At 68.8% G+C, this 14,572-nt stretch carries 17 protein-coding genes; 8 read left to right on the top strand and 9 right to left on the bottom strand.

The window, feature by feature from the left end; genetic code table 11:
• Positions 1-4: 4 nt before the first annotated feature.
• Genes BM362_RS29975 through BM362_RS29965 form a run of 3 tightly spaced genes read left to right on the top strand, consistent with a single transcriptional unit; the run spans position 5 to position 2,123 of the window.
• Positions 5-979 (top strand): zinc-dependent alcohol dehydrogenase, encoded by a 975-nt coding sequence (locus BM362_RS29975; protein ID WP_093575391.1) that lies wholly within the window; start codon positions 5-7, stop codon positions 977-979.
• 11 nt (positions 980-990) lie between these two features.
• Positions 991-1,389: a 6-pyruvoyl trahydropterin synthase family protein gene (locus tag BM362_RS29970; RefSeq protein WP_067575346.1), complete on the top strand. Its 399-nt coding sequence runs from the start codon at positions 991-993 to the stop codon at positions 1,387-1,389.
• Complete coding sequence (locus BM362_RS29965; protein ID WP_093575390.1) at positions 1,386-2,123, top strand: class I SAM-dependent methyltransferase; 738 nt, start codon at positions 1,386-1,388, stop codon at positions 2,121-2,123. The genes BM362_RS29970 and BM362_RS29965 overlap by 4 nt, the downstream gene beginning before the upstream one ends.
• Here the strand turns inward: BM362_RS29965 and BM362_RS29960 are convergent.
• From BM362_RS29960 to BM362_RS29945, 5 genes are all read right to left on the bottom strand, one after another.
• On the bottom strand, positions 2,106-3,071 hold the full coding sequence (locus BM362_RS29960; RefSeq protein WP_093575389.1) for a DNA polymerase domain-containing protein: 966 nt from the start codon (positions 3,069-3,071) through the stop codon (positions 2,106-2,108). The genes BM362_RS29965 and BM362_RS29960 overlap by 18 nt on opposite strands.
• On the bottom strand, positions 3,032-3,793 hold the full coding sequence (locus tag BM362_RS29955) for an oxygenase MpaB family protein (protein WP_208865383.1): 762 nt from the start codon (positions 3,791-3,793) through the stop codon (positions 3,032-3,034). Before BM362_RS29955 ends, BM362_RS29960 begins: the two co-directional genes overlap by 40 nt.
• Before the next feature lie 41 nt (positions 3,794-3,834).
• A complete protein-coding gene (locus BM362_RS29950; RefSeq protein WP_244287330.1) occupies positions 3,835-4,878 on the bottom strand; it encodes a cytochrome P450 in 1,044 nt (347 codons plus the stop codon).
• Between the two features lie 76 nt (positions 4,879-4,954).
• Positions 4,955-5,032 (bottom strand): tryptorubin family RiPP precursor, encoded by a 78-nt coding sequence (locus tag BM362_RS50735; RefSeq protein WP_350539724.1) that lies wholly within the window; start codon positions 5,030-5,032, stop codon positions 4,955-4,957.
• A gap of 181 nt (positions 5,033-5,213) precedes the next feature.
• The gene (locus BM362_RS29945) at positions 5,214-6,089 is read right to left on the bottom strand and encodes a LysR family transcriptional regulator (protein WP_093575388.1); all 876 of its coding nucleotides are present in this window, start codon (positions 6,087-6,089) and stop codon (positions 5,214-5,216) included.
• A 70-nt stretch (positions 6,090-6,159) separates the two neighbouring features.
• On the opposite strand from BM362_RS29945, the gene BM362_RS29940 reads away from it, so the two are divergent.
• Positions 6,160-7,302: an FAD-binding oxidoreductase gene (locus BM362_RS29940; protein ID WP_093575387.1), complete on the top strand. Its 1,143-nt coding sequence runs from the start codon at positions 6,160-6,162 to the stop codon at positions 7,300-7,302.
• Between the two features lies 1 nt (position 7,303).
• Here the strand turns inward: BM362_RS29940 and BM362_RS29935 are convergent, their stop codons facing one another.
• Positions 7,304-7,708: a nitroreductase family deazaflavin-dependent oxidoreductase gene (locus BM362_RS29935; RefSeq protein WP_067575334.1), complete on the bottom strand. Its 405-nt coding sequence runs from the start codon at positions 7,706-7,708 to the stop codon at positions 7,304-7,306.
• Positions 7,709-7,794: 86 nt separating this feature from the next.
• Here BM362_RS29935 and BM362_RS29930 point away from each other — a divergent pair, with 86 nt between their 5' ends.
• On the top strand, positions 7,795-8,244 hold the full coding sequence (locus BM362_RS29930; RefSeq protein ID WP_067575332.1) for a MarR family winged helix-turn-helix transcriptional regulator: 450 nt from the start codon (positions 7,795-7,797) through the stop codon (positions 8,242-8,244).
• Between the two features lie 32 nt (positions 8,245-8,276).
• On the opposite strand, the gene BM362_RS29925 is transcribed toward BM362_RS29930, so the two are convergent.
• The gene (locus BM362_RS29925) at positions 8,277-8,948 is read right to left on the bottom strand and encodes a GNAT family N-acetyltransferase (protein ID WP_067575330.1); all 672 of its coding nucleotides are present in this window, start codon (positions 8,946-8,948) and stop codon (positions 8,277-8,279) included.
• Positions 8,949-9,090: 142 nt separating this feature from the next.
• On the opposite strand from BM362_RS29925, the gene BM362_RS29920 reads away from it, so the two are divergent.
• Positions 9,091-9,939, top strand: a complete 849-nt coding sequence (locus BM362_RS29920; protein ID WP_067575328.1) for a PaaX family transcriptional regulator — start codon at positions 9,091-9,093, stop codon at positions 9,937-9,939.
• Here BM362_RS29920 and BM362_RS29915 read toward each other — a convergent pair.
• The gene (locus BM362_RS29915) at positions 9,929-10,321 is read right to left on the bottom strand and encodes a RidA family protein (RefSeq protein WP_067575326.1); all 393 of its coding nucleotides are present in this window, start codon (positions 10,319-10,321) and stop codon (positions 9,929-9,931) included. The genes BM362_RS29920 and BM362_RS29915 overlap by 11 nt on opposite strands.
• 67 nt (positions 10,322-10,388) lie before the next feature.
• Here BM362_RS29915 and BM362_RS29910 point away from each other — a divergent pair, with 67 nt between their 5' ends.
• Both BM362_RS29910 and BM362_RS29905 read left to right on the top strand, forming a co-directional pair.
• On the top strand, positions 10,389-12,740 hold the full coding sequence (locus BM362_RS29910) for a bifunctional salicylyl-CoA 5-hydroxylase/oxidoreductase (RefSeq protein ID WP_093575386.1): 2,352 nt from the start codon (positions 10,389-10,391) through the stop codon (positions 12,738-12,740).
• Positions 12,737-13,882: an acyl-CoA dehydrogenase family protein gene (locus BM362_RS29905; RefSeq protein ID WP_093575385.1), complete on the top strand. Its 1,146-nt coding sequence runs from the start codon at positions 12,737-12,739 to the stop codon at positions 13,880-13,882. Before BM362_RS29910 ends, BM362_RS29905 begins: the two co-directional genes overlap by 4 nt.
• A gap of 55 nt (positions 13,883-13,937) precedes the next feature.
• Here the strand turns inward: BM362_RS29905 and BM362_RS29900 are convergent, their stop codons facing one another.
• Positions 13,938-14,567, bottom strand: a complete 630-nt coding sequence (locus tag BM362_RS29900; RefSeq protein ID WP_067575313.1) for a DUF2306 domain-containing protein — start codon at positions 14,565-14,567, stop codon at positions 13,938-13,940.
• Positions 14,568-14,572 lie beyond the last annotated feature (5 nt).

The raw sequence follows: 14,572 nt of genomic DNA, 5'->3' as shown, positions 1-14,572 counted from the left end.
AACCTTGACACGGGCGGCGCAGGCCTTCTGGTTCACTTCGGCCGCGGGCGGGGAGCTCCGATCGGCCGAGGTGGCTGCTCCGCAAGCCGGCGAAGTGCTGGTCCGCACGCGATTTTCGGCGTTGAGCCGCGGCACGGAAAGTCTCGTGCTGCGCGGCGGGGTGCCGGAGAGCCAGCACGGAATCATGCGCGCGCCGTATCAGGAGGGCGACTTTCCGTGGCCGGTCAAGTACGGCTACCTGAACGTCGGGGAGGTCCTTTCCGGACCGCCGGAACTGGCCGGGCGCACGGTGTTCTGTCTCTATCCACATCAGACCGAGTACGTCGTGCCCGCGTCGGCGGTCACGGTGGTGCCGGACGACGTCCCCGCGGCGCGTGCGGTGCTCGCCGGGACTGTCGAGACCGCGGTGAACGCGCTCTGGGACGCGGCACCGCTGATCGGCGACCGGATCGCGGTGGTCGGGGCGGGGATGGTCGGCTGCAGCGTCGCGCGGCTGCTGTCCCGGTTTCCCGGCGTGGACGTCCAGCTCGTCGACCCCGATCCGGACCGCGCGGAGGTCGCGAACGCGTTCGGCATTCGTTACGCCACCCCGGAAACCGCGAGCGGCGGCCTCGATCTCGTGGTGCACGCCAGCGCGACCGACGCCGGGCTCGCGCGTTCGCTGGAACTGCTCGGCCACGAGGGCACAGTGGTCGAGTTGAGCTGGTACGGCGACCGTCAGGTGTCAGTTCCGCTCGGCGAGAACTTCCATTCGCGACGACTCACTGTGCGCGGCAGCCAGGTCGGCACCGTTTCGCCAGCCCGCGCGGCGCGGCGCGGTTACGGCGACCGGATGGCGCTGGCGTTGCGGCTGCTCGCGGACCCGGCGTTCGACACGCTCGTCACCAGCGAATCCACCTTCGCCGAACTGCCGGACGTCGCGGCACGGCTAGCGGAGGGAACTCTGCACGGACTGGCTCACCGGATCACCTACCCGTAAAGGAGAACGCGTTGTTCAGTGTCACCGTGCGCGATCACATCATGGTCGCCCACAGTTTCCGCGGCGAGGTTTTCGGCCCGGCGCAGCGGTTGCACGGCGCGACGTTCGTGGTCGACGCTACGTTTCGGCGGTCCGAATTGGACTCGGACAACATCGTCGTGGACATCGGGCTCGCCACCCAGCGGCTCGGTGCGGTCCTCGCGGACCTGAACTACCGGAACCTGGACGACGAACCCGATTTCGCCGGGATCAACACGTCGACGGAATACCTCGCCAAGGTGATCGCCGACCGGCTCGCGGACCGGATCCACGCCGGGGAACTCGGCGAGAACGCGCGCGGGCTGGCCCAGATCTCGGTGACCCTGCACGAATCCCACGCCGCTTCGGCCGGATACGAGCGTTCCTTGTGACCACAGCGGACTCTTCCGGTTACGCGCCGGAATGGCTGCGGCTCAGAGAACCAGCCGACACCGCGGCCAGGGCGGCCGATCTGGTCGCCTTGCTCCCGGCCGTCCCGGCGGTCATCCGGGACCTCGGCTGCGGCACGGGTGCGATGGGACGCTGGCTGTCCGGCCGGCTTCCGAAACCGCAGCGGTGGATTCTGCACGACCAGGACCAGCGGCTGCTCAAGATCGCCGCCCGCAGTCTTCCGCCGGGGATCAGCGTCGTGACCGAACAAGCCGACGTGACTCGGCTGGGTTTCGGCGGCACTTCTCTCGTAACGGCTTCCGCCTTGCTGGATCTCCTTACTGAGGAAGAGATCCAGCGATTAGTGAAGTCCTGTGTGGACGCGCAAAGCCCAGCGCTGTTCACATTGTCCGTGACCGGATCGGCTCGCCTCACGCCAGCGGACGCAGCAGACGAAGCACTCAACACCGCCTTCAACGACCATCAACGCCGAGACGGAAAGCTGGGCCCAGAAGCCGTCGCCGTCACCGCAGCAGAGTTCCAGCGGTACGGTTGGACCGTCCACACCAGACTGTCACCGTGGCAGCTCGGCCCGGAACACCGCGAACTCATCGACGCCTGGTACCGCGGATTCGTTGCCGCAGCACGAGAAGAACAACCAGACCTGACCGTACCCGAGGATCGGCAGATCACCGAGGTCACCGTGCACCACCAGGATTTACTCGCTCTCCCCTGATTCCCGGCGCGCCCGGGCGCGACGCTTGCCCTCGTGCATCGCCGCGACCCGGGCGACCGGGATCATGTGCCCCTCGGCCACGAGATCCGCCGGGAGTTCCTGCGGTTCCGGCAATTCCTCCACCCACGGATCGGCACTGCCGAGAAGGCCCGCGGCGGTCTTCACGGTGAAGTCCGCTGGTTTGACATTGTCCGCGTCCGCCCAGCGGACCGGGAACGACACCGGCGCACCCGGCCGGATCCGCGGGCTGTAAACCGCCGCCACGGTCGCTCCGCCCGCGCGGGTCGAATCGAGAAACACCTTGCCGTGCCGGTCTTCCCGGATGAACGCCGTGGTCGCCAGCCGCGGATCGATCCGTTCCGCCCGCGCGCCGACCGCCCGGGTCGCCGCCGCGACGTCGGCAAAGGACAGCCCGGGAACCAGCGGCACGAACACGTGCACACCCTTGGACCCGCTGGTCTTCAACGCACCGGCGAGCCCGACGTCGGCCAAAGCCTGCCGCACCAGCCGAGCCGCCGCCACCGCGACGCCGAAGTCCGCGCCCTCGGGCGGGTCGAGATCCATGATCAGATCGGTCTGGCCGATCGGTTCCACCCGGGTCAGCGCCGGATGCAGTTCGACCGCACGCTGATTGCCGAACCACAACAGGGTCCGGCGGTCATTGCACAGGCCGTAGGTGACTGTCCGTTGTGAACTCTCCGCCCACAGTTTCGCCCGCGGCACCCACTCCGGCGTGTACTTCGGCAGGTTCTTCTGCATGAACGCGTCCTGCCCGCGCAGCACGCGCACCACCGACAGCGGACGGTCGCGCAGCACCGGCAGCAACCGGTCCGAAACGGCGTCGAAGTAGTCGACGAGGTCGCGCTTGGTCACCCCGGCGTCGACGAACAGCTCCTGGTCGAGGTTGGTCAGGGAAACCCCTTCGCGCACCTCATCCGGTTTGGCCATAGGTCAACCCTTGTCCACCAGCTCATTCCGGTCAACCGCTGAGACGAGGGGTTTTCCTTTACGCAACCGCCGAGCCGATCGAACCGGCGCTGGTCCGCGGCCGAGCACGGCAGCCGCATCCGCTCGCGGTACACCTGCGGCAGGAACCCGATCGTGACGAAGCGATGGAACCGTCCGAAGAGGAACGAGAACGGCCGCGGCAGGAATTCCAGATTCGCGATGGCGGTGAGGTATTCACGGAGCCGGTCGTCGATGTCCACTTGGGCCAGTCCGTCCGCCCAGTACGCCGCGAAGTCCTCCGGACGCATTTGCAGCGTCGTTCCGAGCACCGCGGCCTCGGCGTACCAGGATTCCGGAGCGGGCCGACCGAGAAACACGCGATGCACGTCCTCGACGCCATGAGCCAGGCAGGCGGCGACCCACAGCTGCAGCTCCCGGTCGAAAGCCCGGTACCGCACCGGACTCGACTCAGTCGAAACCACGTGCGCGTGCACCGAATTCACCGCCCGCCGGTACGCCGCCCGATCCGCGTCGGTGCCGAGCACGGCGACCGCGAGGTAGGTGACGGTGGTGCGGGTGCGTTTCAGCGGATGCTTGAACAGATTCCCCGAATCGACCCGGCTTTCCAGCACGCCGTACCCGACCTCGGGCCGGCCCAGCTGCATGATCACGTTCGCGCCGCCCGCGAGCAGGCTGACGCCGAGCACGCCGTCCTGGAGCATCCGTCCAGGGGAACGTCTCGTTGACGTGTTGCCAAGAGCCCTCAGGCGCGCACGACCCGCACGTCCGAGACCTCCATCAGCCCGTCCAGGTGCACCCGCGCCCGCGTTTGCGCCGGATCGACGACCAGACCGTCGCGCCGGACCAGGTCGAGGACGCGTTCCGCCAGCGGCAGCACCATGTGCCGTCCCCAGCAGCGTTCGTTGCTGTGCCCGAACGGGAAGTAACCGGGATGGGTGTCCGGGTCGAGCGAGGCCCAGCGGCTCGGCCGGAACTCGTCCGGCGCGTCCCACAGTTCGGGGTCGCGGTGGCTGAGCAGCGGCAGCAGCAGGACGTCGTCGCCCGGGCCGATCCGGGCGTCCACCTCGGCGAACTCCGGTGAACGCACACGCAGGATGTTCCACGACGGCGGCAGCAGGCGCAGCGCCTCGTTGAGCACGTATTCGGTGGGCACGTCGTCCTTCAGCGGCGAACTGAGCCACAAAGCGTTCGTGACCAGCGCGGCGACGGTGAAGCAGACCGGCCCGGCCACGCGCCGGTAGAGGTACATCGCGAAGCGGCGCTGTTCGTAGGTGTCGGCCTCCAGCACCATCCGCGCCAAGGTGGACAGTGCGACCTCGGGCGCGGGCCGTCCCCAGAGCGCGGCTCCGGTGGCGACTGCCGCCCAGGTGATCTTCGGCGTCAACTCCAGCCGACGGTCGACAAGGACCCGGAACCGCCGCTGTTCGCGGCCGAACACCAGGTCGCGCAGGTAGTTATGCGGCACGGCGGGCCACGTTCCGGAGAGATCAGCCTCGCCGAGCGGCTTCTTGAGCGCGGCGCGCACGTCCGCGCCGACCGCGCGCATCAACGCCGACGATTCCGGCCGCGTGACCACCCGGCCGCGCACCGGCTTGAAGGTCGGCCGCTCCTCGGCGTTCGGCGGCCGGCTGCGCAGCACCGCGTCCATCAACTCGGCCCCGGCGACGCCGACGGTGTCCGGTTCCAGCCGAAAGAGGGATTTCCCCCGATAACGGTCGAACAGTTCTTGAATCCGCGGCGCGAATACCACCTGACGCACTTTGTTCCGTTCAGCGGGAATGGTCACCGCAGTACTCCTCAAGGGCGCGGGGAGGCCGGTTCCGGAATTCCGGAACCGGCCGATCCCTTTCCGGCGAGAGCGATCAGATCCAGCCGTACCAGGCGTAAGACTTGAGACTCTTGCTCGGAAGGGCCTTGCGCACGAGACGAACAAGCTTCACGGAAATACCTCCGGATTATCCCGAACTCCCGACCGCACTCGCGGCCGTCGCCGACAGTACTTCGAATTCTCCGGCCATGCCGCAAGAGGACCTGAACGGACTACTCCGAGCGGGCTTTTCGAGAATTGCGGGCCGAATTCCTTGGCACCGCCGGGGCGGCGTGGGTATGCTCCGCCGCGCGCTAAAGCTCCGACCGGGCGAACTCGATCAGCGCGCGAGCCGCGGGCCCGGCCGGGCCGTCGGACCGCCACGCCAGCGCCAGCTGCCCGCGCAGCTGCGGCCGCAGCCGCAAGGTGTGCAACTCCTCGGCGTAGTAGCGAGCCAGCGACTCCGGGACCATGGCCACGCCGAGACCGCGCATCGCGAGCTTGGCCAGCACGTTCGGGTCGCTCGCCTCGATCGCCACCCGCGCCCGCAGCCCGGCCGCGGCGAACCCGCGCTCCAGCACGCCCCGCATACCGGTGCCCTTCGGCAGGCAGATCAGCGACCGTTCGGCCAGGTCAGCGAGGGTGAGCGAAGCCCGGTCAGCGAACTCGTCACGCAGCGCGGTGACCGCGACCAGTTCCTCGTCGAGCACGATCTGAGTGGTCAGCCCGGCGGGCACGCCGTCGGCCAGGCCGATCACCGCGACATCCAGCCGTCCTTCCCGCAGCGCGTCGGCCATCAGATCGGAATTCGCTTCGCTGAGCGTGATTTCCACTCCCGGGTAGCGCTCCGCGAACCCGGCCAGGAACTCCGGCAGCGCCACGGGTCCGGCGGAGGTCACCATCCCCATCGCCACCTGGCCGCGCACCAGCCCCTCATGCTCCGCGACCGTCTCGCGCACCGCCGCCACCGCCGCGAGCGCGGCCCGGGCGTGCGGCAACGCGGCCTCGCCGACGCCGGTGAGCCGTACTGTGCGCCCGGACCGGTCGAACAGCGCCTGCCCCAGCTCGCGTTCCAGCCGCCGGATCTGCGCGCTGACCCCGGGCTGCGCGACGTGCATCCGGGCCGCCGCGCGCGTGAAGTTGGCTTCCTCAGCGACCGCGACGAAGTATTCGAGCTGATGCAGTTCCATAACCAATAATTCTAACTGGTGGAACTAGTATCTCTTGGACTTATCGTCAAGCAGCCAGCACGCTCAAGACATGCAGACGTTCACCCCAGACCAGCCTGGCTACCGCGAAGAGATCGCCGGGTTCCAGACCGGCATCGCCTCCACCCCGCACCTGGTCGTCGCCGCCGCCAACGCGGACGACGTCGCCGCCGCAGTCCGGCTCGCGGCCGAGCGCGACCTGCCGGTTTCCGTGCAGGCGACCGGGCACGGGCTGCGCGCACCGGCCGAGGGCGTGCTGATCTCGACGCGCCGGATGACCGGCGTGACCATCGACCCGGACCGCGCCGTGGCACGCGTCGAAGCTGGAACCACCTGGGGCAGCGTCATCACCGCGGCCGCGGAACACGGACTCGCACCGCTGAGCGGTTCGGCCCCGGGAGTCGGCGTGGTCGGCTACACCCTCGGCGGCGGTTTCGGCCTCCTCGGCCGGCACTTCGGCTTGGCCTCGGACCGCGTCCGCTCCGCCGAGATCGTCCGTCCCGGCGGCACGCGCACGACCGGCCCGGTCGACGCCGGGATCGTGACCGCGCTGGAGTTCGAACTGGTGCCGGTGACCACGCTGTACGGCGGCGGGCTGTACTTCGACACCGCCAAGATCCCGGACGTCCTGCGCACCTGGCGCGACTGGACCCTCGACCTGCCCGACACCGTCGGCACCTCGGTCGCGATGGTGCCCTACCCGGACCTGCCGATGGTGCCGGAGCCGTTGCGGGGCAAGCACATCGCGCACGTCCGGGTGGCCTATCTCGGCACCGGCGGCGACCAGCTCGTCGCGCCCCTGCGCGCGCTCGGCCCACTGCAGGAAACGCTGACCACGATGCCGTTCACCGACTCCGGCAAGATCGCCGCGGAACCGCCGAACCCGCACTCCTACCTCGGCGACAACCGCGTGCTGCCCGAGCTCCGGGACGACGTGCTGAGCACGGTGCTCGACCACGCCGGCCCGGCCGCCCCGGTGCCGACCGTGCTGATCATCGACCTGCTCGGCGGTGCGTACCAGCGCTCGTCCGCACCGGATTTCACCGCTGATTCGCGCTACACCGTGCGCGCGCTGTCGATGATCGAGCCGGACGCGGCGACCGTGCGGGCCGCGCACGCCAAGCTGTTCGCTCCGCTGGACCCGATGTCTACTGGACGGTTGCGGAGCTTCGTCTACGGACAGCCGCTGGACTGAGTCAGCGCTCGAGAACGAAGACCGGGATCACGCGCTCGGTCTTCTTCTCGTACTCCGCGAAACCCTCCGAGTGCGCGACCATGCCGGCATACAGCCGGTCGCGCTCGGCGCGGTCGGTTACGAGCTTCGCCTTCGCCGGGAACTTGTCGGTGCCGAGCTCGACCGTGACCGACGGGTTCGCGACGAGGTTGTGATACCAGTCCGGGTTGGTGTCCGCGCCGCCCTTGGACGCGACGATCACGATCCGGTCGCCGTCGGTGGTGTACACCAGCGGGCTGACCCGCTGTTTGCCGCTCTTCGCGCCGGTGTGCGTGAGCAGCACCATGTTCTTGCCCTCGAACATGCCGCCGACCTTGCCCGCGTTCGCGCGGAACTCGTCGATGATCTGCTGGTTCCAGTCCGACATCGGAAAACTCCCTGGTTGATGATGTAACAACAAACCTAGGATCGCGCGAATCGGGCTGTCAACACACGCGCAGGTACTGTCGCGGCATGGCCACCGAATCCGGCCCGACCGTCGAGGACGGCGTCCGTGAACTGCTGCTTCTCATGCCCCGTCTCGTCGGGCGCGCGAAGCGGACGCCGCCGCCTCCGGAGCTCGACGACGTCGCGCTCGCGCCGCGGCACTTGTCCCTGCTGGCCTACTTGTTGTTCGACGGCCCGATGACGGTCAACGAACTCGCCGGACGGCTCGAAATCGCGCCCACCACAGCGAGTCTGATGATCGGCGACCTGTCCCGGCAAGGCGTGCTGGAGCGCGCCGAGGACCCGGACGACCGGCGGCGCACCATCGTGAGCATCCACGCGGACAAGCGGCCCGCGGTGGACGCGTGGCTCGCGCGCGGGGCGAAGGCGTGGCAGGCGGCGTTGTCGCCGTTGAGTCCGGGGGAACGGGCGCTGGTGATCAGGACGTTGAGGGCGTACGAGGAGTACAGCTCGTGAGTGTTGATCGCGGTTCTAACCGTGATCAACACTCACGAGGCGACTAGCCACTGCGCCTGCGGGCCCGCGCACTTGCGAGGCCACGCCGCGTCGTGCTGGTACCACCAGGCCTCGCAGGCCCGCCCGTCCGGCAGCGTGTACCGCGGCGGCCCCGGAGCCCGGCGCAGTCCGGCCGCTTCCAGCGAACGGCCGCTCGCGACGTTGCCGACCTCCGCGCCCGCGCGTGCCCGCGAAAGCCCGAGATGCTCGTGCGCCAGGACCAGACCGGCGGCGAACAGGTCGCGGCCGAATCCTTGCCCGCGATACCCCGGCGCGAGATAGCCGCCGGTTTCCGGGCCGCCGTCCTCGCCCGCGTGCACACTCACGAGACCGGCGCAGCGGCCAGCCACGAGATCGATCGCGACGACGTCCACCGAATGCGGGTCCGGCGTGGTCCAGTCCGGTCCGGTGCCGGGAATGACGCGCAGCGCCTCGCCGCGCATCGGCTCTGCCACCACGGACTCGGCCAGCCAGCCGAGCCAGCGTTGCGCGGCCGGATCGCTGCCGCCGGCGACCGCCGCCGCGTACTCCCACGCGGTGGGGGTGCGGAAGAGGAACCGGCCGAGCGCGAAGGCGTGTCCCCGGCGGTCGCAGGTGCGTTTCGCCATCAGCCGTCCGCGGCGGGTCAGCCGGTTCACCAAAGGTGCATTGCTCACAAACGCCATCGCGCCGGAAATGCTACCCCTAGCCGGTTGCTCATCCGACCGGAAGCAGGCGGAGACGGTCCGCGGCCGATGTGCTCGCCGAAACCCGTCTCCGCCGTGGCTGTAGCCGGGTTGGCAACGAACGGCGCTGTATGGTGATCGGGTGACGGCCGTACCGGAAGCAGCCGATGCCGACGGCGGGCGTGCGGCCCAGCCCCGGCACCTCATTGTGTCGGTCTACGGCGTGCATCACCAGGCGGGCGGCGAATGGCTTTCGGTCGCCTCGCTGATCGATCTGCTCGCCGCGGTCGGGGTCGACGAGCCCGCCGTGCGGTCGTCGATTTCCCGGCTCAAGCGGCGCGGGGTGCTCGAAGCGGTGCGCCGCGACGGAGCCGCCGGGTACGAATTGTCCGGTACCGCACTGGATTTGCTGCGCGAAGGCGACGAGCGGATCTTCCGCCGGGACCGCGCGAAGCTCGCCGACGGCTGGCTGCTCGCGGTGTTTTCGGTGCCGGAAGCCGAACGGCACAAGCGGCACGTGCTGCGGACGCAGTTGTCGCGACTCGGATTCGGCACCGCGGCCTCAGGCGTCTGGATCGCGCCGGCGCACCTGTACGAGGCCACTGTCGGCACCCTGGACCGCCTCGGGCTCGCCGAGTACGCCGACCTGTTCCGCGCCGAGCACCTCGCCTTCGGCGACCCGCGCGAGAAGGTGCGCGAGTGGTGGGACCTGGATCAGCTGGACGAGCTGTACACGGCGTTCCTCGAAGAGCACGAACCGGCGCTGCGCCGGTGGCAACGCCGCCGCACGACGCCCGCCGACGAAGCGTTCGCCGACTACCTGCGCGTGCTCACCGGCTGGCGGCGGATGCCGTATCTCGACCCGTGCCTGCCCGCGGAATTGCTGCCCGAGGACTGGTCCGGCATCCGCGCCGCCGAGGTGTTCTTCACACTGCACGACCGGCTGGAGGAAGCCGCGCGCACGCACCTGCAGCAGGTGCTCAGCGGTTGACCACCGCGTAGCCCTGCACTTCCACCAGCGCCTCGACATCCCACAGCCGGTGCACGCCGATGCCCGCCATCGCCGGGTAATCCGCTCCCACCAGCCGCTTCCACACGCGGCCGATCTCGCGCGCGTGGGCCTGGTAGTCGTCCATGTCGACGATGTAGACGGTCAGGCCGCACAGGTCCGAGGGTTCGCCGCCGGCCGCGCGCAACGCGGTGAGCAGATTGCCGAGCGCGCGCTCAAACTGCTCCACGACGCCGTCGCCGACGATCCGGTTGTCCGAGTCCAGCGCGGTCTGCCCGGCGAGGAACACCAGCCTGCCCTGCGCCGCCACCGCGTGCGAGAACCCCGACGGCTTGCCCAGCTCGGGGGGATTGATCCGCTCCATGCCGGGGAGCGTAACCCATCTATCGCATTCTTGACGACCGTACTTCAGACGACATATCCTGGCCTGCGTGCGGATCTCAGTAGTCGGCGGCGGGCCAGCGGGCCTCTACTTCGCCGTGCTCGCGAAACAACTCGGCCCGGACCACGAGATCACGGTCTGGGAGCGCAACGCGCCGGATGACACGTTCGGCTTCGGCGTCGTCTTCTCCGACGAGACACTCGGCGGCATCGAGCACGCCGACTCGGCCGTGCACGAGGCGATGAGCCGGGAGTTCGCGCGCTGGGACGACATCGACGTGCACTACCGCGACACCGTGTCGACCTCGGGCGGGCACGGCTTCGCCGCGATGAGCCGCAAACGGCTGCTCGCGATCTTGCAGCAGCGGTGCCACGAAATGGGCATTGATGTCCGATTTCGCAGTGTCGCGCCGGAGCCAGCCGAACTGGCTGCTTCCTCGGACCTCGTGGTCGCGGCGGACGGCGTGAACTCCGTGGTGCGCACGGCGTTCGCCGATTCGTTCCGGCCGAGCGTCGAGACCCGCCAGTGCCGCTACATTTGGCTCGGCACCGATCTCGTGTTCGACGCGTTCAAGTTCTACGTGCTCGAAACGCCGCACGGCATCATGCAGGTCCACGGCTATCCGTACGGCCGGGACGGCAGCACGTTCATCCTGGAGATGCACGAGGACGTGTGGCAGCGGGCATTCGGGCCGATCGCCGCCAGCGGACTCGGTCCGGGCGAGAGCGACGAGAAGTCGATCAAGCTGATCCGCGAACTGTGCGGTGACATTTTCGACGGACATCAGTTGCTGGCCAACAACTCCAAGTGGGCCACCTTCGGCACAGTCCGCTGCGACAACTGGGTCCACGACAATGTCGTGCTGCTCGGCGACGCGGCGCACACTGCGCATTTCTCGATCGGATCGGGCACGAAGCTCGCCATGGAGGACGCGCTCGCGCTCGCCGCGTGTCTGCACGAACAGCCGAGCGTTCCGGAAGCCCTTGCGGCGTATGAAGAAGAACGACGTCCGGTGGTCGCGTCCACGCAGCGTGCGGCGCAGGCGAGCCTGGAGTGGTTCGAGAATCTGGCGCAGTACACGCATCAGGAACCGGAGCAGTTCGCGTTCAACCTGCTTACCCGCAGCCGTCGCGTCACCTACGACAACCTGAAGCTGCGGGACAAGGAATTCGCCGCCTCGCTGGATCAGTGGTTCGCCGATTCGCTCGGCACTTCCCTCGCGCCGCCGATGTTCCAGCCGGTGCGGATCGGTTCGCTGGAATTGCCGAACCGGATCGTCGTGTCGCCGATGGACATGTACTCCGCGGTCGACGGCGTTCCCGGCGAGTTCCACTTGGTGCACTTGGGAAGCAAGGCACTCGGCGGGGCCGGCATGGTCATGACCGAGATGATCTGCGTGTCCGCCGAAGGCCGGATCACGCCGGGATGCCCCGGGCTGTACAGCTCCGGGCAGGAAGCCGCGTGGAAGCGGATCGTCGAATTCGTGCACCGCGAAACCCCGGCGAAGATCGGGTTGCAGCTGGGGCATTCCGGCCGCAAGGGCTCCACGAAACTGATGTGGGAAGGCATTGACGACCCGCTGCCGGAGGGCAACTGGGAGGTCTGCGCGCCGTCCGCGCTGCCGTACTCGCCGAACAACCAGACGCCGCGCGAGCTGTCCGTCGACGAGCTGAGCGAGATCCGGGACCAGTTCGTGTCGGCCGCGGAAGCCGCCGCGCGCGCTGGGTTCGACCTCCTGGAGCTGCACTGCGCGCACGGCTATCTGCTGTCGTCTTTCCTGTCCCCGCTGACCAACCATCGCACCGATTCCTACGGCGGCTCTCCGGAAAACCGGCTGCGGTTCCCCTTGGAAGTCTTCGACGCGGTCCGCGCGGTGTGGCCAGCCGATCGTCCGCTCACCGTCCGGATCTCCGCCACCGACTGGTTCGAGGGCGGCAACGACGCCGACGAAGCCGTCGCCATCGCGCAGGCGTTCGCCGAGCACGGCGCGGCCGCGATCGACGTGTCGACCGGCCAGGTGGTCAGCGAGGAGAAGCCGAAGTTCGGCCGCAGCTACCAAACGCCGTACGCCGACCGGATCCGCAATGAGGTCGGCCGCCGCTATGGCACCGCAGTGATCGCCGTCGGCGCGATTTCCTCCTACGACGACGTGAACTCGCTCATCCTGGCGGGTCGAGCCGACCTGTGCGCACTCGGCCGCACCCACCTGTTCAATCCACAATGGACTCTGCACGCGGCGGCCGCGCAGGAGTACCCGGTGGCGTGGCCGAAACAGTGGGCAGCGGGCAAACGGCCGCCGCAGACCGGCCGCAGCGACGGTCCAGAGCCGCGACTCGACCTGGTCCGCACCGGCGGCCACCAGACCGCCCACGCCCGCTGGCGACCGGAGGACGCCCGATGAACGCTTTCGCTTTCACTCCGGAACAGACCGCCTACGCCGCTTCCGTCCGGAAAATCGCCGCCGAACAGCTAGTCGACCTGGCCGCCGCCGGTGCCGAAGGCGCGGTAAACCGCCCGCTGCTCAAGGCCATGGGCTCCCACGGTTTGCTCGCCCGGCTGTTTCCCGGGGTCGAAAGCGGACAGCCGACCAGGCAAGCCGCCGCGACCGATCTGTGCCTGCTGCGCGAAGCCCTCGCCACTCAAAGCACCGAAGCCGAGACCGCTTTGGCGTTGCAAGGCTTGGGCAGTTACCCGGTGCTTCAGTCCGGTTTGGACGAACAAGTGCAGCGCTGGCTCCCCGCCGTCGCAGCCGGTGACGCCGTCGCCGCCTTCGCGCTGACCGAACCAGATGCGGGATCCGACGCCGCGGCCCTGCGACTCGCCGCCGAACCAGACGGTGCCGGCTGGCGGCTCACCGGCACGAAAATGTGGATCTCGAACGCCCCGGAAGCCGACTTCTACACAGTCTTCGCCCGCACGACTCCCGACGCCGGTTCACGCGGCGTCAGCGCCTTCGTCGTCCCTGGCGACCGCGCCGGACTCAGCGGCGAACACCTGGATTTGGTGAGCCCGCACCCCATCGGCACGGTGGTATTCGACGGCGTCCGGGTGAATCACGACGAACTGCTCGGCGAGGAGAACCGCGGTTTCGCCGTAGCCATGCGGACTTTGGACCTGTTCCGCCCGAGCGTTGGCGCTTTCGCGGTCGGCATGGCACAAGCCGCCCTCGACGCGACCGTGGAGTACACGGCTTCGCGCGAAGCCTTCGGCGGCCCGTTGATAAAGCAGCAGACCGTGGCACACACGCTGGCCGAAATGGCGACGCGGACCGAAGCTGGCCGTCTGCTGGTGTACGCCGCGGCAGCCGCTTACGACGCGGGCGAGCAGAACCTGGCCGGCCGCGCGGCAATGGCGAAGTTGTTCGCGACCGAGACCGCGCAATACGTGGTGGATCAAGCGGTGCAATTGCACGGCGCACGAGCACTGCGGCGGGGCCATTTGCTGGAGCACCTCTACCGAGAGGTCCGAGCGCCGCGCATTTACGAAGGCGCGTCCGAGATCCAGCGGACGATCATCGCGCGGTCGCTGCAGCCGCGCGGATGAGTCCGTCATTCGGTGTACCCCTCGCGCCGAATACATCCGCGTTATTCAGCCAGGACTAAACCCGCGCGCGGCGGTTCGGCTTCCGGTCGAGCCACAGCTGCGCCGCGATCAGCGCGACCGTCCAGCTCACCCACGCCCCGAGCGCCGCGATCGACTGCGTCAGCGCGATCTCGCTGCCGCCGAACGTGGTGGCGAGCTGCGGTCCGAGGAAAATCGCCGCGATCGGGCCGATCAGCCGGTTGAGAATGATCGACATCGTCAGCGCGAAACTGCGGACCATCCAGCGCCGGTGATCGCCGAACCGGCGTTCGCGAGCGGCACGGTAGCCCGCCCACGTCGTACCGAGCCACAGCACCGCGAGCAGCACGTCGCTGGCCCGGGTCACCGGCCCGTACGGGGTGGCCGCGCCGATCGTCAGCGCCAGCAGCCCGGAGGGCAGCACGCCGGCGAACACGTACGCGCGGCCGGAATAGCGGTGCAGCACCGGGTGCTTCCGCCGGATCCACGGCCAGACCTGCAGCAACGCGGTCACCATCGCGATCGACCCGAACACCACGTGCCCCACCAGGAACAGGTAGTGCGCGGGGAAGGTCGACGGCACCCGCGAGCGCGCCGGGTCGAACGCGAGATACGGCGGCAGCGAATACGCCAGGAACGCGACCACCACCAGTCCCAGCGGCCCCAACGGTG

The sequence above is a fragment of the Amycolatopsis rubida genome, assembly GCF_900115345.1.
GTDB lineage: Bacteria > Actinomycetota > Actinomycetes > Mycobacteriales > Pseudonocardiaceae > Amycolatopsis > Amycolatopsis rubida.
This window is presented reverse-complemented; position numbering and strand designations above follow the sequence as displayed.